Annotated in this window: 16 protein-coding genes; 11 read left to right on the forward strand and 5 right to left on the reverse strand. The window is 72.9% G+C overall.

Annotation, left to right across the window (positions count from 1 at the left end):
- Positions 1–253 precede the first annotated feature (253 nt).
- Complete coding sequence (locus B4M60_RS14250; RefSeq protein ID WP_414646812.1) at positions 254–682, forward strand: hypothetical protein; 429 nt, start codon at positions 254–256, stop codon at positions 680–682.
- A gap of 25 nt (positions 683–707) precedes the next feature.
- Here the strand turns inward: B4M60_RS14250 and B4M60_RS14255 are convergent, their stop codons facing one another.
- Both B4M60_RS14255 and B4M60_RS14260 read right to left on the reverse strand, forming a co-directional pair.
- The gene (locus B4M60_RS14255; RefSeq protein ID WP_291085459.1) at positions 708–2003 is read right to left on the reverse strand and encodes a PQQ-binding-like beta-propeller repeat protein; all 1296 of its coding nucleotides are present in this window, start codon (positions 2001–2003) and stop codon (positions 708–710) included.
- A 31-nt stretch (positions 2004–2034) separates the two neighbouring features.
- Positions 2035–3543, reverse strand: a complete 1509-nt coding sequence (locus B4M60_RS14260; protein ID WP_291085512.1) for a DEAD/DEAH box helicase — start codon at positions 3541–3543, stop codon at positions 2035–2037.
- Positions 3544–3834: 291 nt separating this feature from the next.
- On the opposite strand from B4M60_RS14260, the gene B4M60_RS14265 reads away from it, so the two are divergent.
- Entirely contained in the window at positions 3835–4062 is a 228-nt protein-coding gene (locus B4M60_RS14265; protein ID WP_291085515.1) for a DUF3107 domain-containing protein, read from the forward strand.
- Between the two features lie 4 nt (positions 4063–4066).
- Here B4M60_RS14265 and B4M60_RS14270 read toward each other — a convergent pair whose 3' ends face one another.
- Complete coding sequence (locus B4M60_RS14270; protein ID WP_291085461.1) at positions 4067–4723, reverse strand: TetR/AcrR family transcriptional regulator; 657 nt, start codon at positions 4721–4723, stop codon at positions 4067–4069.
- Positions 4724–4871: 148 nt separating this feature from the next.
- On the opposite strand from B4M60_RS14270, the gene B4M60_RS14275 reads away from it, so the two are divergent.
- From B4M60_RS14275 to nudC, 8 genes are all read left to right on the forward strand, one after another.
- Positions 4872–5909 (forward strand): DUF3152 domain-containing protein, encoded by a 1038-nt coding sequence (locus B4M60_RS14275; RefSeq protein WP_291085463.1) that lies wholly within the window; start codon positions 4872–4874, stop codon positions 5907–5909.
- Positions 5873–7135, forward strand: a complete 1263-nt coding sequence (locus B4M60_RS14280) for a ThiF family adenylyltransferase (protein WP_291085466.1) — start codon at positions 5873–5875, stop codon at positions 7133–7135. The genes B4M60_RS14275 and B4M60_RS14280 overlap by 37 nt, the downstream gene beginning before the upstream one ends.
- Before the next feature lie 26 nt (positions 7136–7161).
- Positions 7162–8055: a TIGR02569 family protein gene (locus B4M60_RS14285; RefSeq protein ID WP_291085469.1), complete on the forward strand. Its 894-nt coding sequence runs from the start codon at positions 7162–7164 to the stop codon at positions 8053–8055.
- Positions 8052–9296 (forward strand): MFS transporter, encoded by a 1245-nt coding sequence (locus B4M60_RS14290; protein WP_291085472.1) that lies wholly within the window; start codon positions 8052–8054, stop codon positions 9294–9296. The genes B4M60_RS14285 and B4M60_RS14290 overlap by 4 nt, the downstream gene beginning before the upstream one ends.
- A gap of 197 nt (positions 9297–9493) precedes the next feature.
- Positions 9494–12787, forward strand: coding sequence for a UrvD/REP family ATP-dependent DNA helicase (locus B4M60_RS14295; RefSeq protein WP_291085475.1), 3294 nt, complete (start codon positions 9494–9496; stop codon positions 12785–12787).
- The gene (locus B4M60_RS14300) at positions 12784–16146 is read left to right on the forward strand and encodes an ATP-dependent DNA helicase (protein WP_291085478.1); all 3363 of its coding nucleotides are present in this window, start codon (positions 12784–12786) and stop codon (positions 16144–16146) included. The genes B4M60_RS14295 and B4M60_RS14300 overlap by 4 nt, the downstream gene beginning before the upstream one ends.
- A 43-nt stretch (positions 16147–16189) precedes the next feature.
- Complete coding sequence (locus B4M60_RS14305; protein WP_291085481.1) at positions 16190–17269, forward strand: potassium channel family protein; 1080 nt, start codon at positions 16190–16192, stop codon at positions 17267–17269.
- 74 nt (positions 17270–17343) lie between these two features.
- Positions 17344–18264 (forward strand): NAD(+) diphosphatase, encoded by a 921-nt coding sequence (gene nudC, locus B4M60_RS14310; protein WP_291085484.1) that lies wholly within the window; start codon positions 17344–17346, stop codon positions 18262–18264.
- Between the two features lies 1 nt (position 18265).
- On the opposite strand, the gene B4M60_RS14315 is transcribed toward nudC, so the two are convergent.
- On the reverse strand, positions 18266–18541 hold the full coding sequence (locus B4M60_RS14315; RefSeq protein WP_291085487.1) for a mycoredoxin: 276 nt from the start codon (positions 18539–18541) through the stop codon (positions 18266–18268).
- An 87-nt stretch (positions 18542–18628) separates the two neighbouring features.
- Here B4M60_RS14315 and B4M60_RS14320 point away from each other — a divergent pair, with 87 nt between their 5' ends.
- On the forward strand, positions 18629–20749 hold the full coding sequence (locus B4M60_RS14320) for an ATP-dependent DNA helicase UvrD2 (RefSeq protein ID WP_291085491.1): 2121 nt from the start codon (positions 18629–18631) through the stop codon (positions 20747–20749).
- Positions 20750–20789: 40 nt separating this feature from the next.
- Here B4M60_RS14320 and B4M60_RS14325 read toward each other — a convergent pair whose 3' ends face one another.
- Positions 20790–22106 (reverse strand): ABC1 kinase family protein, encoded by a 1317-nt coding sequence (locus B4M60_RS14325; RefSeq protein ID WP_291085494.1) that lies wholly within the window; start codon positions 22104–22106, stop codon positions 20790–20792.

Genomic DNA, 22106 nt, shown 5'->3' on the forward strand with positions numbered 1-22106 from the left:
CCCGCTCCGCGGGCCCGCTCCGTGCGGAGGGGCTCCCGGTTAAGGACAGGCAAACAGGGTGTGTCTGCGTTGTTACGAGTGATCGTGCCACGATTCTGTGACAAGTCAACCCTCTTTTCCGGCGATGTGGCAAAGGTCACCCGCGTTGTCAAATCGTCCGGAAACCCCACACCAGCGGCCGATACGGGTGAATCGGAGCCCACTCCACATGGGTGATTCCGGTTCGCGAGGGGGCGCGACCTAGGCTGGAGCGGTGAACGTGAGACGACCAGACGACCATCGCCCCCCCGTTGATCGGCGGTCCGCGATACCCACTTCCGTGCGGGTGGCGGGATGGATCTCCGCCGTCCAGGGATTGATCGGGGTGGGGGTCGCGGTGGCGCTGCTGGTCCGCGCGGTCGGCGGTCACCGCGAGGAGACCGTGGTCATCAGCGGCTACGGGACCGCCATCTGGTTCGCGATCCTCGGTGGCGGTCTGCTCGCCGCGGGGATCGGGCTCCTGCAGGGTCGACGCTGGGGTCGTGGACTCGTGGTGATCGCCCAGTTGCTGCTGTTGTTCGTGGCGTGGTACGTGGGCGTGGGTTCGCAGCAGTACCTCGCCGGGATCGCCCTCGCGGTGGTGTGCGCGATCGCCCTGGTGTCGCTGTTCCGCAGGGACGCGATCGAGTGGTACGCGGTCTGATCCCCACCCGGACCCGGCGGGGCGGTCAGGCGATGAGCTTGTACGCGTAGATCGTTCCGGCGCCGCGCTCGTAGAGGATGTCGCCGATCTGCGCGAGGCCGGTGACGCCGTCGGTCCGGGGCGAGGTCGAGGGCAGGCGCCGGGTCTCGCGACCGGTGTCGTGGTCCAGGAGGGCGATACCCCCCTCGACCGGCATGAGTACCCAGTTCATCACGGTCTCGGCCGCGGGGTCGGGTGACCAGCCCCCGGTGAGGCCGGGGCCGGTCGAGCCGTCCGACTTCCAGGAGAGCCTGCCCGTCGAGACGTCGAAGGCGCGTGTCGTCTCGCCGTCGAACCACCGGGCCTGCTCGGTGTCCCCGGTCACGGTGTCCGGGGAGGGTTTGAGGGCGGGCTCCGCGCCCAGCGCGGCGATCGTCGAGTGCTCGGTGGGGGAGGTGTACCACTCCACGGTCCAAGCGGTGCCCCGCTGCTCCAGGGCCAGCACGCCGGCGTCGCTCACCTCGATGATCCACAGGCCGTCGGCGCCGGTCGGCGCGGAGGCGATGTCCTCCGGCTTGCGGTTGTCCTTCGGGACGGTCGCGGAGAGGGTGAGACGGACGGAGTCGTCGTCCGGGCACCGCTCGGTCACGGCGAATCTCTCGTCGGTGAGTCCCGCGGTGACCAGCGTGCAGCCGGTCCGGGGCTGCATCCCCGCCTCCTGGGGCGCGTCGACCTCGCCGTACTCCACCGTGCGGACCAGGTCGTCCCGCCAGATCTCGAGCCGCTCCGGGCTCAGCGCGAGCGCGTGTCGCCACGTGCTGCGCAGTTCCATGGTGTCGGGGAAGTGGCTCTGCCGGGTGCTCTTGTACTGCTGAGCGGTGGGATCGAGGGCGGTGACGTCGCTGCACCCGGAGGCGCCGTCGAACGCGGCCACCAGGGCGTCGGCGTAGAACGCGGCCGCGCAGAACCGGCCGGCGTGCGAATAGGCCCACCGCTCCTCACCCGACCCCGCGTCCCGGCCGACGAGCGTGCCGTCGGGGGACACGGTGACGAGGTTGCCCTTGGTGGTGAGCGGGGCCCCGGTCCCGCCGGAGTCGTGCGACCACAGCGGCTGGAGGGTGGTGGGAGGCTCGACCGCCGGGCCGTAGACGGGCTGGTCCGCGCCCGCGGCGCGGAGGCCGGATCGCGCGGCGCTGCCGGAGACGATCACCACCACGGCGAACAGCACCACGGCGACCGCGATGATCCCCGCGGTGAGGAGGTCGCGTCGTGTCCTCCGCTCGGAGGGAACGTCGACGAACGGCCGGCCGCGATGTCCGAAGCCACTTCTCGGTGTGCGCACGTGCCCTTCCTGGCTGCGGCGGGGGCGGGAATCAGTCCCGACCGGTGGACTCGGAGGAGGAGGGGCGGCGCCGGCGGCGTCGCCGACGCGGGGCGTCGTCCCCCGCGGTCGGGGCCTCCCCGGCGGCACCGGGTCCGGGCGGTGCCTGCGTCGTCGCCCGGGCGGAGTCCTCGCTCCGGGGACGACGCCGAGGGCTGCCGGAGCGGGTTCCGGAGTCGCGGCCGGCGCCGCGGTCGGTCGGAGTGCGGCCGGACCCGGTCCCGGTGGCGGCGCCCACGCGGCCCCCGGCACCCTCGGGGATCCCGAGTTCGGATCGCAGGTGCGCGGAGGTCGAGTAGGTCTCGGCGGGCTCGGCGTGGCCCAGTCCGAGTGCCTTGTCGATGAGTCCCCAGCGGGGCAGGTCGTCCCAGTCCACGAGGGTGACCGCGACGCCCTTGCGCCCGGCCCGACCGGTGCGGCCGATCCGGTGGACGTAGGTCTTCTCGTCCTCGGGGCACTGGTAGTTGATGACGTGGGTGACGTCGTCGACGTCGATCCCGCGCGCCGCGACGTCGGTCGCCACGAGCACGTCGACGTCCCCGGAACGGAAGGCCTTGAGCGACTTCTCGCGCGCGCCCTGGCCGAGGTCGCCGTGGATGGCCCCCACCCGGAAGCCGCGCTCGGCCAGGTCGTCGGCGAGCTTCTGCGCGGTGCGCTTGGTGCGGCAGAAGATCATGGAGGCCCCGCGACCGTCGGCCTGGAGGATCCGGGACACCAGCTCGGGTTTGTCCATGGAGTGGGCCCGGTAGACGTGCTGGGTGGTGTTCTCGTGCGTGGCGCCGGAGTCGGCGGCCTCGGCCCGGATGTGGGTGGGCTTGGTGAGGAACGTGCGCGCGAGGGTGATGATCGGCCCCGGCATGGTGGCCGAGAACAGCATGGTCTGCCGCTGGTCCGGGACCATCCGGAGGAGCTTCTCGATGTCCGGCAGGAAACCCAGGTCGAGCATCTCGTCGGCCTCGTCCAGGACCAGCACCTCGACCTTGCCCAGGACCAGCTTGGACTGGTTGGCCAGGTCGAGCAGGCGGCCGGGGGTCCCCACCACCACGTCGACGCCCTTCTCCAGGGCGTCGGTCTGCTGCTCGTAGGGCGTGCCGCCGTAGATGGCGAGCACCTTGAGCGGCCGGGTCCCCGAGCCGTGGGGGGCGGTGAGCCCGGTGGCGGCGATCTTCAGGTCCTGCGTGACCTGGATGCACAGCTCGCGGGTGGGGACGATGATGAGGGCCCGTGGGGTGCCGTCGAGCTCCCGGGTCTTCTCGCCCACGGAGATGCGGTTCAGGAGCGGGACCCCGAAACCGTAGGTCTTGCCCATGCCGGTGCGGGCCTGGCCGATGAGGTCCGACCCCGCCAGCGCCAACGGGAGGGTGAGCTCCTGGATGGCGAAGGTGTGGGTGATACCGCGCTCGGCGAGCGCGGTCACGATCTCGGGGCGGACGCCGAGCTCGGCGAAGCTGGGGGAGGAGTCCGAGGACGGAGCGTCCACGACGGCGGTCGTCGTGGCCATGCCGTCGACTTCACTGGTGGTGACATCTGTAGTGGACAGGGCGGTGCCTTTCTCGTCTCGCGCGCGGATGAATTCGGGCCGCTGGTGGGCGGGCTCGGCGAGCGGGGCGCGCACATTTCCACGCGGATCGGCGGTGACGGACCCGGCTCGAGCCGAGGACCGGGCGCGGGTGTGATCCACGTCAGCCCATCCTATCCCGTGCCGTCGCGGATCACGGAGTCTGGGCTAGCCTGGCTCCCACGTACCACCGAGGACGGCGTGACGTGCGTCGACGACGAGAAGGCAGGCACCGTGGAGGTCAAGATCGGCATCGCCGACAGCAATCGTGAGCTCGCGTTCAAGACGGGGATGTCCCCGGAGGACGTGGAGAAGCGGGTGGAGGCCGCGCTCACCGCCCAGGGCAGGTCGGTCCTGGAACTCGAGGACGAGAAGGGGCGCCGGTACCTCGTCTCCACCGACAAGGTGGCCTACGTGGAGATCGGCGAGACCGCTCGCCGCGCGGTCGGCTTCCTCTCCTGAGGGTCTAGCTCTGGCCGGGGCGGTCCGTGGACTGGCGCGGGATCTTGGACAGGCCGCCCCAGCAGAGGGTGACCGTCGTGGAGACGGCCTCCGCGCGGGGGATGGGCCGACCCGCGTCCAGCCAGTGGCCCGCGCTCACGCGACTCGCCCCCACCAGGCCCACGGCGAGGAGGCGGGATCGATGCGCGTCGAGCCCGGAGTCGCCGCGGACGAGGTCGTGCACGGCGTCGATGCACCCGTCGGTCGCCCGGTCGAGTTCGCGCCGGACGTCGAGGTCGCCGGACTCGGAGGAGAAGACCAGCCGGAAGCCGCGGGTGTCGGAGTCCGCGTAGGCGAAGAAGGTGTCCACCGCGGCCTCGACGCGGCGACGGTTGTCCGAGGTCGAGGTGAGCGCGGCCCTGATGCGGCCGAGCAACTCGTCCACGTGGTGGCGCAGGACCTCGATGTAGAGGTCGTGTTTGGAGTCGAAATGCTGGTAGAGCACCGGCTTCGAGACCCCGGCGAGGACGGCGATGTCGTCCATCCCGGAGGAATGGAACCCCTGGTCGACGAACACGGTCCCGGCGGCGTCGAGGAGTTGGCGGCGCCGGGCACCGCGGGGGAGCCGGGTGGCCCTGGCGCGCCCCGGGGCGGCGGGAAATGAACCGTCCGGGCTCGTCATGTGGTGGCTCCTGTCCTCCCGCGCACCCGGGTCGACAGCCGACCGGGCCAGACGGACAATACCCGCAGAGGCGGAGTGCCGGAGGAGGCGACCACCGGCCGTGTGGGATCGTGGAAGCCTTGACCGGAGCGGATGTGGAGGTGCGCGGATGAGCGACGGCCGTCGCGGGACGTCGGACGGTGTCGACATCGGGCCCACCGCGCGGGGAACCGCCGGGGGAGGCCGCGAGTCGCACTCTCCGTATTACCCGCCGCACGGTGAGCCGCTGCGTGCACCGTGGGATCCCGAGGAGCCGACGCCGGGCCGCCGGCGGTCGGTTCCGGGCGCCAGGGACCACCTGCGCAAGCAGACCCCGGTGGGCAGGTTCTTCACCACGTGGGGATGGCGGGCGTACGCCATCCCGGTCCTGATCGTGCTCACCGCGCTCGTCGTCGCGGACGCCGTGGCGGCGACGGGGCCGGGGGACGCCGGGACGGTCGCCGAGCCGGAGGCGCCCGGGATCGTCGGGGGACCCGCGGCGGGGGAGCTTCCCCCGAGCGGGAGACTCCCGGAGGGCGGGCCCTTCATCGAGGCCGGCAGTGGCGGGTTCCGGACCATCCCCGGCCGCACCGACCTGATCGGGCGCCCCACGGCCGAGCTGTTCAGCTACACCGTCGAGGTGGAGGACGGCGTCGACACGGTGGAGTTCGGCGGTGACGACTCGGTGGCCCGGATGGTCGACGCGACCCTGGCCAACCCCAAGAGCTGGACCGCGGACGGGGCGTTGGCGTTCCAACGGACCGATCAGGGCGAGCCGACGTTCAGGATCTCGCTCGCCAGCCCCCTCACGGTCCGTGAGAACTGCGGGTACGACATCGAGCTCGAGGCGAGTTGCTACAACGCCTCGACCGGGCGGGTCTACCTCAACCTCGCCCGCTGGGTGCGCGGGGCGCGGTCGTTCCAGGGCGACATCGGGTCGTACCGCCAGTACCTCGTCAACCACGAGGTCGGCCACGCCATCGGTTTCCCGGCCCACGAGCCCTGCCCGGCGGACGGTGCGCTGGCGCCGGTGATGATGCAGCAGACGTTCGGGGTGACCAACGCGGAGATCTTCCGCCTGGACCCCGAGGGCGTGGTCCCGGACAACGATGACACCTGCAGGTACAACGCGTGGCCGTTCCCCGACGGCCCGCCGACGGGGGGGTGAGCCGGGTGGGCGGCGCCACGGACTCGGGGCTGCCCCCGCTGGTGGACCCGGGTCCCGAGCTGACGTCCGACGATCGCGGACGCTATTCCCGTCACCTCCTGCTGGGGGCGATCGGCGACGAGGGACAGCGGCGCCTGCGCGCCGCGTCCGTGTTCGTGGTGGGAGCGGGCGGACTCGGGTCGCCGGTGCTCCTGTACCTCGCCGCGGCGGGCGTCGGGCGGATCACCGTGATCGACGACGACGAGGTGGACCTCGGGAACCTGCACCGGCAGGTGATCCACTCCGTTCCGGCGATCGGCCGACCGAAGGTGTACTCGGCCCGTGACCGGTTGGTCGAGTTGGCACCGGGGGTCGGGGTGACCCCGGTGCACGGCCGGCTGGACGCGCTGAACATCGGGGCTCTGATCGAGGGTCATCACCTGGTTGTGGACGGCAGTGACAACTTCGCGACGCGCTACCTGGTCTCCGATGCCTGTGAGATCGCCGGGATCCCGGTGATCTGGGGGACGATCGACCGTTTCCGTGCCCAGCTGGCCGTCTTCTGGTCCCGCCCGCCCGCGCCCGCGGCCGCCGTGACCCTCCGGGACCTGTACCCGGCCCCGCCACCCGCGGGGTCGGTCCCGAGCTGCGCCGAGGCCGGGGTGGTGGGCGCCCTGTGCGGCACGGTCGGATCGATGATGGCGATGGAGGCCGTCAAGCTCATCACCGGTGCGGGTCGCCCCCTGCTCGGTCGCCTGGTCCTGATGGACCTGCTCGAGTCCACCCACCGCACGGTGACGATCCGGCCCGACCCCTCGCGGCGACCGGTGACGGAGCTGCCGGACGGTGCCGGGGGCGCCTCGTGCGGGGTGTCCGACCTCGGCCGGATCGACGTGCCGACGGTCTCGGCGGCCGGCCTCGCGGAGGAACTCGCGCAGGCCGGTCCGTCCGGTGGCGTGGCCCCGGTCCTGGTCGACGTCCGGGGTGCCGGGGAGCGGTCGATCGCGACGATCGAGCCCTCGGTGTGGGTCCCCCTGGACTCGGTCGCCGAGGACGCGTCGGACCCGACCGGTGTCCTGGGTCGCGCCGCCGCCCGCGGGCCGCTGGTCGTGTACTGCAAGTCGGGGTCGCGGTCCGCCCGCGCGGCCGCGACGCTGTCGGACGCCGGATTCGCCGGGGTGCGCTCGCTCGAGGGCGGGATCGAGGCGTGGACCCGCGACGTCGACCCGTCCCTGCCCGGGTACTGACCGGTGGGGTGGGTACCGTGGTCGGCGTGAGCGACCATACTGTTCCCGACCACGTCCGCGGCGCCTTCGGCGTCGCCGACGGCCCGGCCGTCCCCGTGGCGGCCGGATCCGGGACGGGGTGGCTCGTCGCCTCGCCGGGCGGCCCGGTGGTCCTGCGCCCGGTCGCGGACGCCGCACTGGCCAACTGGTCGGCACGGGTGCGCGAGGAGATGGACGTCACCGGCCTGCGCGTGGCCCTGCCCATCCGGTCCAGGGACGGCAGGCACGTCGTCGGCGGGTGGCGTGCCGACCGGGCCGTCCCCGGACGCGCCGAGGCCCGCGCCGACGAGACCATCGCCTGGTCGGCCCGGATCAACGCCGCCCTCGACGGGGTCGAACGGCCCCGTCTGGTCCGTCGCCCCGCCACCAGGCCCTGGTCGGAGACGGACCTGTTCGCCTTCGCCGAGGCGGCCTCGTGGGACGGCGACCCCGAGCACGACCTCGCGCCCGGCATGGAGGACCGCGGGACCGTCTTCGCCACCCACCGCGCGGCGGCGTTGCTCGGCGCCACCGGCCTCATCCGGCTCCGGCGGCCGGTCGACCCGGGTGTGGGATCCGGGGTCGTCCACGGGGACCTCGCCCGCGGCCTGCTCTTCGACGCGTCGACCGAACCCGCCCTCACCGACGTGGTCCCCTACGTCCGGCCCGCGTCGTGGTCGGCGGCGGTCGTCGCGGTCGACCACCTCTCGTGGGGCACGGTCGACCCCGGGGTCCTCGCGCGCTGGCGCCACCTCGACCAGTGGCCGCAGATGGTGCTGCGCGCGGCCGTGTTCCGCCTGGCCGCCCACGCCCTGCACCCGGGGTCCCGCCCGGCGGCCGTGGACGGGCTGCAGGCTATGGCGCGTGCGGTCGAGGAATACGTCGGCGACGCGGACGCATGAGTCCCCGCTCCCCGCGGGCGGGGTCCCGGTCGGGCGCCCTCGCGGTCCCGGTGGTCGCCCTCGTCGGCGTCGTCCTGGTCTCGCTCAACCTCCGCACCGCCGTGACCTCGCTGAGCCCCCTGCTCGGGGTGATCGACGCGGAGATCGGCCTCGGCACCGGCGGGATGGGCCTGCTCGGGATGGTGCCGACGGCGATGTTCGCGCTCTGGGGTGTGCTCACCCCGATCGCGCTGCGCCGCATGGGCCTGGAGGCGCTGACCGTCCTGGCGATGGCCGCCGCCGCGTCCGGCCAGGTGGTGCGCGCCCTCGCCCCCGACCCCTGGGTGATGGGGGCCGGATCCCTCATCGCGCTGGCGGGGATGGGAATCGGGAACGTGGTGGCGCCGCCGCTGGTCAAGAAGTACTTCCCACAGCACGTCGCGGCGGCGAGCATGGCGTACATCACCGGTCTCCAGCTGGGCACCGTCGTGCCCGCGCTGGTGGCGGTCCCCGTGGAGGAGGCCGCCGGGTGGCGGGTGTCGATCGGTTGGTGGGCCGTCCTGGCGATCGTCGCGGCGGTCCCGTGGATCGTGGAGATCCTCCGCACGGACGCGGACACGGACACCGACACCGCCGGCCCGGTCGCCGCCGGGGCCGCCGCCGGGGCGGCCCCCGCGCAGCGGATCCGACCGTGGCGCTCGCCCGTCGGGGTGGCGCTCGCGCTGTTCTTCGGCACCAACTCGCTGTGCACCTACGCCTTCTTCACCTGGCTCCCGGCCGTCGCCGAGTCCATCGGGATGACCCGTGCGGAGGGCGGCCTCGCACTGGCCGTGTACTCGGCCATCGGGCTGATCGCCGCGCTGGTCGTGCCGTGGGCGGCGGGTCGGTTCGAGGACCCGTACCCCGTCGTCGTCGTCTCGGTCCTGTCCTACCTCGCCGGCTTCGCCGGCCTGCTCTGGGCGCCCGGCGCCGCACCGTGGCTGTGGGTGTGCCTGCTCGGGGTCGGCCCCAGCACGTTCCCCCTATGCCTGACGTTGATCAATCTGCGGACCCGCACGCAGGCGGGGTCCGCCGCACTCTCCGGATTCGCACAGGGGGTCGGGTACACGGCCGCGTGCCTCGGACCCATCGTCTTCGGGATCCTCCTGGCCGGTCCGGGGCTCGGGGCGGGTCTGGCGTTCCTCACGGCGGTGCTCGCGGTGATGTCCGTGGTCGCCCGCACGGCGTGCCGACCGCGGATGCTCGAGGACACCCTGCGCTGACCCCGCCCCCCGGCATGCGCGGCACCTCCGGCATGCGCGGCCCCCCGGCATGCGCTGGCGGAATGCGCGGAATCAGCGGGGGTGTGCTGCGGGTCGGGTCCACAGGGCCAGCGCACGTGGTCGGAGGCGGGCGGGGTTGAGGCGGACGGATGCGGGCGTCCGGGTGGACTGTCGGAGGCGTGTGGTCTCATCTAGCCGTGACCGAGTCCGCCGCAGCCTTCGTCCCCGGGACCCCGTCAGCGCCCGCTGACGGGGGGAGCCCGGTCGCCCGGGAGTGGCCTGCGGAACTCGACGGGGTACTCCACCGGGACTGGGGTCCGGGGGCGGCACGGGAGCAGGAGCGCTGGGTGGTGCGGGGTGGGCCGGGCAGTGGCAAGTCCTCGCTGCTCGTGGATGTAGTCCGCGCCGCGGTGATGGGCGGGGTCGGCCTCGACGGGGTGCTCGTGCTCTCCGCCTCCGCCACCGCGGGCGCCGCCCTGCTCGAGGAGATCACCCTCGGGCTCCCGCCGGAGCTCGTGGTGGGCACCGACGCGCCCGTCCGCACGGTCCACTCACTCGCCTACGGTGTGGTCCGGTTGGCGGCGGCCCGCGTCGACGCCCCTCCACCGCGTCTCCGGACCGGCGCCGAGCATGACGCGCTGGTGCGGGAGACGCTGCTGGGGGAGATGGCGGACGGCGCCCGCCACTGGCCCGAGCGCCTGAGGCCGGCCCTGGCCACCGTGGGTTTCGCACGCGAGCTCCGCGATCTGCTGCTGCGCTCCCTCGAGAGGGGGATCGGCCCCCGTGAACTCGCGCGGATGGGCCGCTCCGCCGGGCGGCCCGCCTGGGTCGCGGCGGCCGGGTTCTTCCGTCGGCACGAGGAGCAGATGGCGCTCCGGTCGAGCCTGAGGGGAGGCGAATCCGACGTTCCCGAGGCGCTCAACGCCGCCGAGCTGGTCGGTGCCGCGGTGGACGCGCTCAACGCGGACCCGCAGTTGCGTGAGATCGTCCGGTCCCGCCGTCTGGTCGCGGTCGACGACGCCCATCACCTCGACCCCCTGGCCGCGGAGTTCGTGGCCGCGATCGGCGGGGGCGCGGACGTCCTCCTGGTCGCGGAGGACGGGGACCAGTCCGTCTACCGGTTCCGGGGCGCGGATGGGGGCCTGGCCCGAGCGGTGGTCGACCAGGGTGGCCGGGCGGTGGACCTGCTCGCGGGACACCGGATGGACCCCGCCGTCGCGGCCGTCGCCGCCCGGATCGGCTCCCGGCTCCCCGGGGCCGCCCGTCACCGTCCCCGAGAGCTCGCGCCGGCCGCGCCCGGTGGACAGGACGGGTCCGTGAGGGTCGTCGTGGCCGGGTCCGCGTCGGCGGAAGCCGCGGTCGTCGCGGACTTCCTGCGTCGGCGCCACGTACTGGACGGGATGGACTACGGCGAGATGGCCGTGATCACCCGATCGCTGCCCAGGGTCACCGATGCGCTCCTGCCCGCGCTGGACGCCGCGGGCGTGCCGGTCGTCGACGCGGGAGCCGAGTTGCCCCCGGCGAACGACCCGGTGGTCGCGTCGCTGCTCCTTCTTCTGCGCTCCGTCCTGGAGGGCGGGGACGGCACGGACGCGGACCGCACCCTCGCGCTGCTCTCGGGACCCATCGGCCGCGCGGACGCCGTGGCCATGCGGCGGCTGCGGCGCGGGATCCGTCGCTCGGGGATCGGCGCCTCCGCGCCGAGCGCCGAGATCCTCGGGGAACTCGTCCTCTCCGAGCGGGGGCCGGCCCCGTCCGGCCTCACCGCGGTGGAGCTCGCCCCCGTCACGCGGGTGCGGCACGCCCGGGCGGCCGTGCGGGAGGCCCTCGCCGCCGGTGGTACCGCGGAGGAGGTCCTCTGGGCGGCGTGGTCGGCCTCCCGTATGGAGCGGAGGCTGGTCCGCCAGGCCGTCGCCGCGGACCCGTGGTCCCGGTCGGCGGACCGGTCCCTGGATGCCGTGGTCTCCCTGTTCGACCATGCGGCGGATTTCGTGGATCGTGTGCCCGGCGGGTCGGTCGCGCTCTTCTGCGACGTGGTCTCCGGGGAGGACCTCCCCGCTCCCCGCAGGGCGGACACCCGCGCCCGCGGGGGCGCGGTGAGCATCCTGTCCGCGCACGCCGCGGTGGGACGACAGTGGCGCGCGGTGGCCGTCTGCGGGGTCCAGGACGGGCTGTGGCCCGCGCCGCGTCGGCGTTCGGGTCTGCTGGGGGTCGACGAGCTGGTGGACCTGACCGAGGTGGCAGGCGACGGGCCGGTGCCGTCGGAGGCGGAGAGGGCGGTGTCCTCGGCCGCGGCCCGGGCGGCCGAGGAACGGCGGCTGTTCTACGTGGCCTGCTCCCGCGCGCGGAGCCATCTGCTCCTCACCGCGGTCGAGTCGGCGGACGGGGGAGACGTCGCCCCATCGCGGTTCGTCGACGAGGTCGCGGACCTGGCCACCTCGTACGGGGGGTCGTCGGGGCAGGGAGAGCAAGGGGCAGAGGCGCCGTCCCGGGCCGGAGGGGGGTACGCGCCCACGGTGTTCACGCTGCAGCACCTCGCCGTGGACCTCAGGGCCGCAGTGCTCGATCCGAGCACGGACCCGGCGGACTCGACCCACGCGGCCCGCCTGCTCGCCCGGCTCCGGGACTCGGGCGTGAGGGAGGCCGACCCCGCGACCTGGTACGGGTCCGCTGGGACGTCCACCGATGCACCGCCCTTCCCCGCAGAGGAGGGGAAGCCGGTCGCCGTGCTCTCCCCGTCGGGGTTCGGGGCACTCGAGGAGTGCCCGCTCCGCTGGTTCCTCCAGAAGTCGGGGGGCGATTCGGCCGCGTCGGGATCGGAGGCACCGCTCCTGCGGGGATCGGCGGTGCACGCGCTCACCCAGGCGGTCGAGGGTGCGATCTCGGAGGAGTCCCTGCGGGCGGTCGTGATGCGACGCGCCGACGCGCTCACCCGAGCCCGCGGGTGGTTCGCCTCGAGCGGTGCCGAGTCCATGATCGGGATGGCCGAGTCGTTCCGGCAGTGGAGGTCGGGGACACGCGATCGGTACACGACCGCCGGGGTGGAGGAACCGTTCGAGTTCGACGTCCCCGGTGCGGTGAGGGTCCGTGGTCGGATCGACAGGCTCGAGGCGACCCTCTCGGGTGAGGTGATCCCGGTGGACGTCAAGACGTCGGCTCAGGCGATCACCGGCGTGGCGGCGGCGGCGCACCCACAACTCGCGCTGTACCAGCTCGCCGTGCGGGAAGGATCGGTCGCGGCCGCGGCCGACCGCGCCCCCGGGGGAGGACTCCTGCTGTACCTCGGCGGTCGCGCCGGCAGGATGCCGACCGAGCGCACCCAGGACCCGCTCACCGCGGCCGGCGCCGAGGCGCTGTCCGGCCGGGTGCTCGAGGCCGGTCGCGCGACCGTCGGGCCGACCTACACCGCCCGGGTGGGGTCGTGGTGCACGTACTGCGCCGTGCGGAGCAGTTGCCCCGCCCAGGCGGAGGGTCGGCAGGTGACCGGATGAGCGCGCACGTGGACAGGATCGACACGAGCCCGGAGGAGATCGCCGACGCGCTGGGGATCCACCGCCCCACCCCGGAGCAGGCGGCGGTGATCGCGGGTCCCACCGAGCCGACGCTCGTGCTGGCCGGTGCCGGGGCGGGCAAGACCGAGACGATGGCCGCGCGCGTGGTGTGGCTGGTGGCCAACGGCTACGCCAGGCCCTCGGAGATCCTGGGTCTGACCTTCACCCGCAAGGCGGCTCAACAACTGTCAAGGCGAATCCGCCGTCGCCTCGACGCCCTGGCCAGGAGCCCGCTCTGTATCGGACCCGGGACGGACCCCCGGATCGCCGAGTCGATCCGGACCGAGGACCCGCAGATCTCCACCTACCACGCCTTCGCGGGCACCCTGCTCGGGTCGTACGGCCTGCTCGTCCCGGTGGAGCCGGATTCACGTCTGCTCACGGAGACCGCCGCGTTCCAGCTCGCCCACGACGTCGTGTCGAGGTGGGAGTCCCCCCTCACCACCACGTCCGGCTCGGCTGCGGTGACCCGCAGCGTCATGGCCCTGGCGGGTCAGTTGTCCGATCACCTCGTCACCACGGACGACCTGCGCACGCACCCCGACCTCATCTCCACCCTCATCGCGACGCTGCCGGGGGGCCCCCGACAGAAGGAGGCACCCACCGAGTGGCTCGCCAAGACCGCGACCATCCAGGGGCACCGGGACGAACTGGCCGACCTCGTCGACGCGGTCGCCGCGCGGATGCGAGCGGAATCGGCGCTGGATCACGGGTCGCAGATGGCGCTGGCGGCGACCGTCGCCCGCGACCATCCCGAGGTGGGAGAGGCCGAACGCCGTGCCTTCCGGGTGGTGCTGCTCGACGAGTACCAGGACACCGGCCATTCGCAGCGCGTCCTGCTCGCCTCCCTCTTCGGCGGGGGTGCGGGTCCGGTTCCGGCGGTCACCGCGGTCGGTGACCCGATGCAGTCCATCTACGGGTGGCGGGGCGCTTCGGCGTCCAACCTGGATCTGTTCGGCGACGACTTCCCCCGGGCCGACGGCACCCGGTCTCATCTGCGCGAACTCACCACGTCGTGGCGAAATCCGCCCGAGGTGCTCCTGCTGGCCAACCGGATCACCCTGCCGCTGCGTGACCGACCGGGGTCGGTGCCCGTCCCCGAGCTGACGGCACGTCCCTGGGCCGCGCCCGCCGACCTGCGGGTGGCGGTCCTGGACACCGTCGAGGAGGAGCGCGCGTGGCTGGCAGACAGCCTGGCCGCCCGGTATCACGCCGCGGTCGCGGCCGGACGCGTGCCGACCGCCGCCGTCCTCGTCCGGCGCAACAGCGACTCGGGTCCCCTCGCGGAGGCGTTGGAGGCCCGAGGGCTGCAGGCGGAGATCGTGGGGGTGGGCGGGCTGCTGGACGTCCCGGAGGTCGCGGACGTGGTCGCGTTGCTCACCGTGGTCGCCCGACCCGGCGCCGGAGCATCGCTGCTGCGCCTGCTCAGCGGTTCCCGCTTCGCCCTCGGCGCCGCCGATCTGGCGGCGCTGGCCGGTCGTGCCTCCGCGCTCTCGCTCCGGCGCCCCGCCACGACGAGCGGGGCGGTGACCAGCGTGGAGGACCTCGAGGAGATCCTCGACGCGATCGCCCAGGGCGAGGACACCGACTCGGCGGCCCTGGCGGACGCCCTCGCCGATCCCGGCCCGTCCGAGTCCTACAGCCCGGCGGGCGTCGCCCGGATCGCCGAGCTCGCGCAGATGATCTCGTCGCTGCGCGCCCGCTCCTCCGCGCCCCCGGCCCGACTCGTCGCCGCCGCGGAGAAGGCCCTCGGTCTGGACGCCGAGGTCCGGCTGCGTGAGCGGTTCGGTGGGGGGGAGGCACGAGAACAGCTCGACGCACTGCAGGAGGTGGCGGCGGGATTCCGGGCCGATCGGGGGCCGGCGCTCGATGCCTTCCTGTCCTACCTCGACCTCGCCCGCAGCGTCGACGGCGGACTGCCCCGGGGGGAAGTCGCGGCGACGCCGGGACGAGTGCAGATCCTCACCGTGCATTCGGCCAAGGGACTGGAATGGGAGATCGTGGCGGTGCCCCACCTGTCGACGGGGGTGTTCCCCTCGGATCAGGCACCCCGGACCTCCGTCCGATCGGCCACCCACCTTCCCGAGGCGCTGCGGGGGGACCGGGAATCCGAGGCCAACCCCGGTGGGGTGCCGGTGCCCCGCCTCGACGCCGTGTCCGACCGCAAGCTCCTGGAGACGGCCCTCAAGGACCACATCAAGCGCGTCGCACGCCGCTCGCTCGACGAGGACCGGCGGCTCTTCTACGTGGCGGTCACCCGGGCCGAGCAGTCGCTGCTGCTGTCGGCCTCGCACTGGCACGGGGAGAGGACCACACCGCGGGGGCCGTCGGTGTTCCTCGACGAGGTCCTCGCGTCGTGCGGGGGGACCGAACCACTGGGGACGATCGACCACCTCGTCGTCACACCCTCCGACACCAACCCAGCGACCACCTCCGTCGTCGAGGCGACCTGGCCGCCCGCCGCGGATCCGGACCTGGCGGCGGCCGCTCGCGCGGTGGACCGCGCGGTCCCGGTGGACCCGGAGGGCGAGCAGGCCCCGGGGGCGGGACCGGCGCGCCGGTGGCACCTCGCGGCCGCACCCCTGTTGGAGGACCTCCGCCGGACCGCGGCGGCGCGGGACGAGGTGGTCCTGCCACGTCGGCTCACGGCAGGTGAGATCGTGGCCATGGCGTCCGATCCCCAGGCGTTCGCCGAGCGGCTCCGCAGGCCCGTGCCGTTCCGCCCGGACCGGTTCGCCCGGCGCGGGACCAGGTTCCACGCGTGGCTCGAGCACCGCTATGGCGCCACCCATCTCCTCGACATGGACGACCTGCCCGGCGCCGGAGATCACGGGGCGGTCGACGGGCTGTCCGAGGCGGATCTCGCGGAGCTCCAGACGGCCTTCGAGGCCTCGCGGTGGGCTCGGCTGACCCCGGAGGCGGTGGAGGTCCCGTTCGAGGTCGGTCTCGGTGCGCACCTCCTGCGGGGGAGGATGGACGCGGTCTTCCGCGAGGGGGCCGACTGGATCGTCGTGGATTGGAAGACCGGTCGGGTCCCGACCTCGCGGGAACTCCCGGCCGTGTCCCTCCAGTTGGCGGTGTACCGGTACGCATGGGCGAAGGTGGTCTCGGCGAGGCTTGGCAGGACCGTCGAGGTGGACAGGGTCCGGGCCGCCTTCCACTACGTCCGTACCGGTCGAACGGTGGAACCGGCGGACCTGCCGGACGAGGCCGAGCTCCTCCGGTTGCTCGGCGACGCGCACGGGAAGGGGGCGCGTATTGTCCGACGGGCACCGATAGGCGACGATGGTGGCCGATGACGACGGGGATCGACGGCGATCCCGTCCCGGAACGGAGCTGCCGATGGTGAGGAAGCGCGCGATCGCGTCCCGGTTCCGTGGCAGCGACCCGCTGGACGAGAGCCCTGACCACGTCCTGGTGGGCGTGGTGAGCATCCCGGAGAACGCGGAGAGCCCGTGGTGGTTGATCGGCAAGCGGGTCATCATGGCGCTCGCCGTGGTGTGTCTGGGTGTGCTGGTGGTCTACGTCGACCGCGCCGGCTACGAGGGCGGCGGCGGACCGAACGGCGAGATGACGCTGATCGACTGCTTCTACTACGCCACGGTGTCCCTCTCGACCACCGGGTACGGCGACATCACGCCGGTGACGCAGGAGGCGAGGCTGGTCAACACCCTCGTCGTGACGCCCCTGCGACTGTTGTTCCTCGTCCTGTTGGTCGGTACGACCCTGTCCGTCCTGACCGAGCAGTCCCGGCAAGCTTTCAAGATCCAGCGTTGGAGGAGTCTCGTGCGCAACCACACAGTCGTCGTGGGCTACGGCACCAAGGGGCGGTCGGCCGTCGCCGCCATGCTCGCCGACGAGATCGCGCCGGACGACATCGTGGTGGTGGACACCGACGCCCAGGCGCTCAAGTCCGCAGCGGCCCGCGGCCTCGTCACGGTCCAGGGGTCGGCGACCAGGTCCGATGTACTCAAACTCGCGGGTGTCACCAGGGCGAGCGCGGTGGTCGTGGCCACCAATTCCGACGACACGGCCGTGCTGGTGACCCTGACGGCCCGCGAACTCGCACCGAACGCCAAGATCGTCGCGACGGTACGTGAGTCAGACAACAAGCACCTGCTCAAGCAATCCGGCGCGGATTCCGTGGTGGTCTCCGCCGAGACCGCGGGGCGGTTGCTCGGGCTCGCCACCATCACCCCGACCGTCGTGGGGATGATGGAGGACCTGCTGACCCCCGACGAGGGTTTCTCGATCGCCGAACGGCGGGTCGAGGAGTCCGAGGTGGGCGGATCGCCGCGGCATCTGGCCGAACTCGTCCTGGGCGTGGTCCGGAAGGGTCAGCTCATCAAGGTCAACGAGCCCCAGGCGGATGCGCTCCAGTCGGGGGACCGGTTGCTCTACATCAGAATGGTGTCGGGCTGACCGGTGACCGGCACGGGTGGATCCTCGCTACGCTGGACCGCGCCCCTCGCTACCTGCGCAAAGGAACTCCGACCATGCCGCTGGACTTCAGTCTGGACTCCGACCCCGTCCTGTCCGTCGCGGCGCCCGACCGGGCCGCGCCGCTGAGACAGGACTCCGAGGCGCTGGAGGCGGGCTGGGCCACCGCCCGTGTGATGCGGGTCGACCGGCGCGACCGCTTCGCCTCCGAGCCCACGTCCGGCGGACGGCGCCGAATCCGCCTGGAACCGGCGGCGGACCATTCCGAGACGCTGCCGGAGACCGCCGTGTTCCTCGGGCGCACCGAGGAGGGCCGGCACATCTGGGCGCTGCCGGTCGACGAGCTGTCCGGCGACCCCGCGGTGGGCACCCTCCGGTCCGTGGGAGCCGATCTGGTGGAGGGCGACGGATCACTCGCTTCCCAGGCCGTCGCGTTGATCGGCTGGCACCGCGACACGGTCCGGGGACGCGAACCGCAGCACCACCCCCGTCGAGTCGACGCCGGATGGGCCATCACGGATCCGTTCCACGGGGGGCCCGAGTACCCGCGCACCGACCCGGCGGTGATCTGCCTGGTCCACGACGGCGGACGTCGCGTCCTGCTCGCCCGGCAACCGGTCTGGCCCGACGGGATGTACTCGCACGTCGCAGGGTTCGTCGAGGCGGGGGAGTCGCTCGAGGGCTGTGTGCGCCGCGAGGTCCGGGAAGAGGTCGGCGTGACCGTCGACCGCGTCCGCTACCTCGGCAGCCAGCCCTGGCCCTTCCCGCGCTCGCTCATGGTGGGTTTCCACGCGATCGCGGACCCGGAGGACCTGATCCTCCTCGAGGACGAGGAGATCAGCGAGGCCGCCTGGTTCGACGTCGACCAGGTCCGCGCGGCGCTGGACGGCGACGGTGACCTGTCGGTCGCCCCGGCCGTGTCGATCGCCCACGTCATGCTCCGGTCGTGGGTGACGGCCGTCGACGGCGAGGGCTGACTCAGGCGTCCGCGAGCTCGGCCAGCTTGGCCCGGACCTGCGAGGCCGGGGGATTGGTGGCCGTGGTCCCGTCCGAGTAGAGCGCGGTCGGGACGACCCGGTTGCCGTCGTTCACGCTCTCGACGAACGCCGCGGCGTCGGCGTCGGCCTCCACGTCGACCTCCGTGTATCCGATCCCCGTCTCGTCCAGCAGCTTCTTCAGTCGCGTGCAGAAGGGGCACCACGTCGTGGTGTACAGGGTGAGGGCGGCGGAATCGTCATTCGTGAGTTCGCTCATGACGAGGTCCAACGCCCGAGCCGCGGGGAATCATCCCGGGGGGAGGCCCCCGGGCGGGATGTCGGGGCCGGATGCCACGATGGGGGCGTGAGTGACATTCGGCGGCATCAGGAGGCGGCGCTCGACGGTCTGGACCCGCAGCAGCGCCGGGCCGTCCTGGCGCCGCGCGGTCCCGTCTGCATCCTCGCGGGTGCGGGGACCGGCAAGACCCGCACCATCACCCGGCGGGTCGCCCACCTGGTGACCACGGGCCACGTCCGAGGGGACCAGGTGCTGGCGGTGACATTCACCGCCCGCGCCGCCGGTGAACTCCGGATGAGGCTGGCAGGGCTCGGTGTGACGGATGCGGGGACGGGGCCGGTCCAGGCCCGGACGTTCCACTCGGCGGCGTTGCGCACCCTCTCGTTCTTCTGGCCCCGGGTCTACGGCGAGGAACCGTGGCAACTCCTCGACGGGCAGTTCCGTGCGGTCGCGCAGGCGGTGCGCAGGGTCGGGATGGACCCGTCCACCGAGACGATCCGTGACGTCCTCACCGAGATCGGATGGGCCAAGTCGAGCCTGCTCACCCCCGATACCTACGCGGAGCACGCGATCTCGTCGGGACGCGATCTCCCGGCCCCCGCGCCGGAGGTGGCCAGGGCGTTCCGCGCCTACGAGGACCTCAAGGTCTCCGGTCCGGTCCGGATGTTGGACTTCGACGACCTGCTCACGCACATGGCGGAACTGATCGAGGAGGTGCCGGCGATCGCGGAGGAGTTCCGCGACCGGTACCGCTGCTTCGTGGTGGACGAGTTCCAGGACGTCACGCCCGCCCAGCAGCGTCTGCTCACGGCCTGGCTCGGGCGGCGGGACGACCTCACGGTGGTGGGCGACGTCAACCAAACCATCTACTCCTTCGCGGGCGCGGACCCGGACTACCTGCTGGGCTTCGCGGACAGGTACCCCGAGGCGACGGTCGTCCGTCTGGAATCGGACTATCGGTCGACCCCGCAGGTCGTCGACCTGGCCAACGCGGTGATCGGGGCCGGTTCCGGGCGCTTCCGGTCGGCGGGGCTCACCCTGCGGGGCATGCGGCCGCCGGGCCCGGACCCCGTCCTCACGGAGTACCCGGATGAGGATGCGGAGGCGGAGGCGGTGGCGGGGTCCATCGCGGACCTCGTCCACGGAGGCCTCGACCCGTCGGAGATCGCCGTGCTGTACCGGGTCAACGCGCAGTCCGAACGCATCGAGGCCGCACTCGACGAGGTGGGCATCGGCTACCGGCTCAAGGGGGGCGAGGGCTTCTTCGACAGGCCGGTGATCAGACGGGCCATGTCGGCGATCGATCGGCTGGTGGACGGCACGGACGAGGCGGGGGCGGAGGCGCACTCGGCGCTCACGGACCCCACCGACCTCGTGCGGGTGATCCGCGGCGCCCTGGAGCCGCTGGGCCTGTCGGCGGCCGAACCGTCCGGCACCCAGGCCAGGGAGACGTGGGACGCGTTGACGGCGCTGGTGGGTCTGGCGGAGGAGATCGCGACCACCGAGACCCGTCCCGGACTGCTCCCGGTGGTGGCGGGTCTGCGCGCCCGGGCCTCCGCCAGGCACGCGCCCGACCAGCGAGGGGTCACCCTCGCGTCGTTCCACGCCGCCAAGGGGCTCGAGTGGGACGCGGTGTTCCTTCTGGGGGTGCACGAGGGGAGCCTGCCGATCAGCCACGCGATCAACGCCGGCCCGGACGCCATCGAGGAGGAACGTCGGCTGCTGTACGTGGGGATCACCCGGGCCAGGGAGCACCTGTCCGTCTCCTGGAGCCGGAGCCGTCGGGCCGGCGGCCGGGCGACGCGCCGACCCAGCCGATTCCTCGACCCGGTACGGCCAGCCCCGGCGCCCGCGGGGGCCCGGAGGGCGTCAGAGGCCCCGGAGAAGGGGCTGTGTCGCGGATGCGGGGAGAGGTTGACCGGGGCGATGCACCGCGCCCTGGGGCTCTGCCCGGAGTGCTCGGTGGAGGTCGATACGGGGTTGTTCGAACGGCTCCGGGACTGGCGAAAGGAGACCTCGGACCGCATCGGCAAACCCGCGTACACCGTGTTCACCAATGACACCCTGGCGCAGATCGCGCGCGAGCGACCCACGGACACCAGGGCGCTCGGGCGGATCGGCGGTATCGGCGCCCACAAGCTCGGTGAATACGGGGACGACGTCCTCCGTCTGATCAGGCAGGGCTGAGCGTCAGGCAGGGCTGAGCGCTGCTCGACCAGGCCGGGTCTCACGTCTCGTCGGGGAAGATCTCCGGCATCCACCGCTGCACGATCCGGCGATAGGGAGCGGTCGCCTCGAGCTGGCACAGGATGCCGACCGAGGCCGAGAGAACCCGGTGGATGAGGACGTACTCGCGTGGCAACGTGAACGAGCGCGACGTACGGAACTCCCGCCCGGACACATCCCCGTAGACGGCCATGATCCCCTGCAGCCACGCACGGTCGAAGTGGAATTCCGGTGAGCGCATCGGCTCGATGAACGGGCCGAGGAAGGCCATCGCGTCCGCGGGGTCCATCCCGCTGCGGCCGACGTAGCCGGATCGCGTCATCAGCGCGAGCAGGTCCTCGGCCTCCCCGGCCAGCGCCAGACGCATCATCGAGGTGAGGACGTCGGGCATGCCTTCCGGCAGCGGGAGCGCGGCCCCGAAGTCCAGCACCACGATCCGGCCGTCGTCCGCGAGGAGGAAGTTCCCGGGATGCGGGTCACCGTGCATCATCCGGGCGCGGCTGGGTGAGCAGAACTGGAACTCGGCGAGCAACTCGCCGGCCCGGTCGCGGTCCTCCTGCGTGCCCTCCGCGGCGATCCGGCCGTAAGGTCGCCCGTCCGCCCACTCCGTGACCAGCACCTTGGGGGCGGAGGCGAGCACCGCGGGAACGCGGATGAGCGGGTCGTCGCGGAAGGTCTCCGCGAATACCCGCTGGGTGTCCGCCTCCCTGCGGTAGTCGAGCTCGGAGACGGCGCTGTCGTACAGTTCGTCGATCACGCCCTTGACATCGGTCCCCGGGTTCAGCGGTCGGAGGAACGGCCCCAGGCGGCGAAGCTGCCGCAGGTCCGAGCGGAGGGCCTCGTCGGCGCCGGGGTACTGGACCTTGACCGCCACCTCGCGACCATCTGACCAGACGGCACGGTGCACCTGGCCGATCGAGGCGGCGGCCGCTGCGACTCCGTCGAAGTCGGCGAACCGGTCGCGCCACCGCAGGCCGAGCTGGGCATCGAGGACCTTCTCGACCTGCGCCGGCGGCAGCGGCGGGGCCTCGGCCTGGAGCTTGGTCAGGGCCTCGCGGAACGGCGCGGCGTACTTGTCGGGCATTCCGGCCTCGAACACGCTCAGCGCCTGGCCCACCTTCATCGCCCCGCCCTTGAGCTCCCCGAGGACGGCGAACACCTGCTCGGCGGCATGGTCGGCGAGCTCCTCGGTGAAATCGCCCTCGCCTCTGCCGAGGGCGCGCCGGCCCAGGGAGCCGGCCGCACGACCTGCGATTCCCAAGGGCAGGCCTGCGAGGCGTGCTGCTCGGCGGGATGAGGAACGGGGGAGTTCGGACAC

The organism is Dietzia sp. UBA5065, from assembly GCA_002415925.1.
In the GTDB taxonomy this organism is placed as follows: Bacteria; Actinomycetota; Actinomycetes; order Mycobacteriales; family Mycobacteriaceae; genus Dietzia.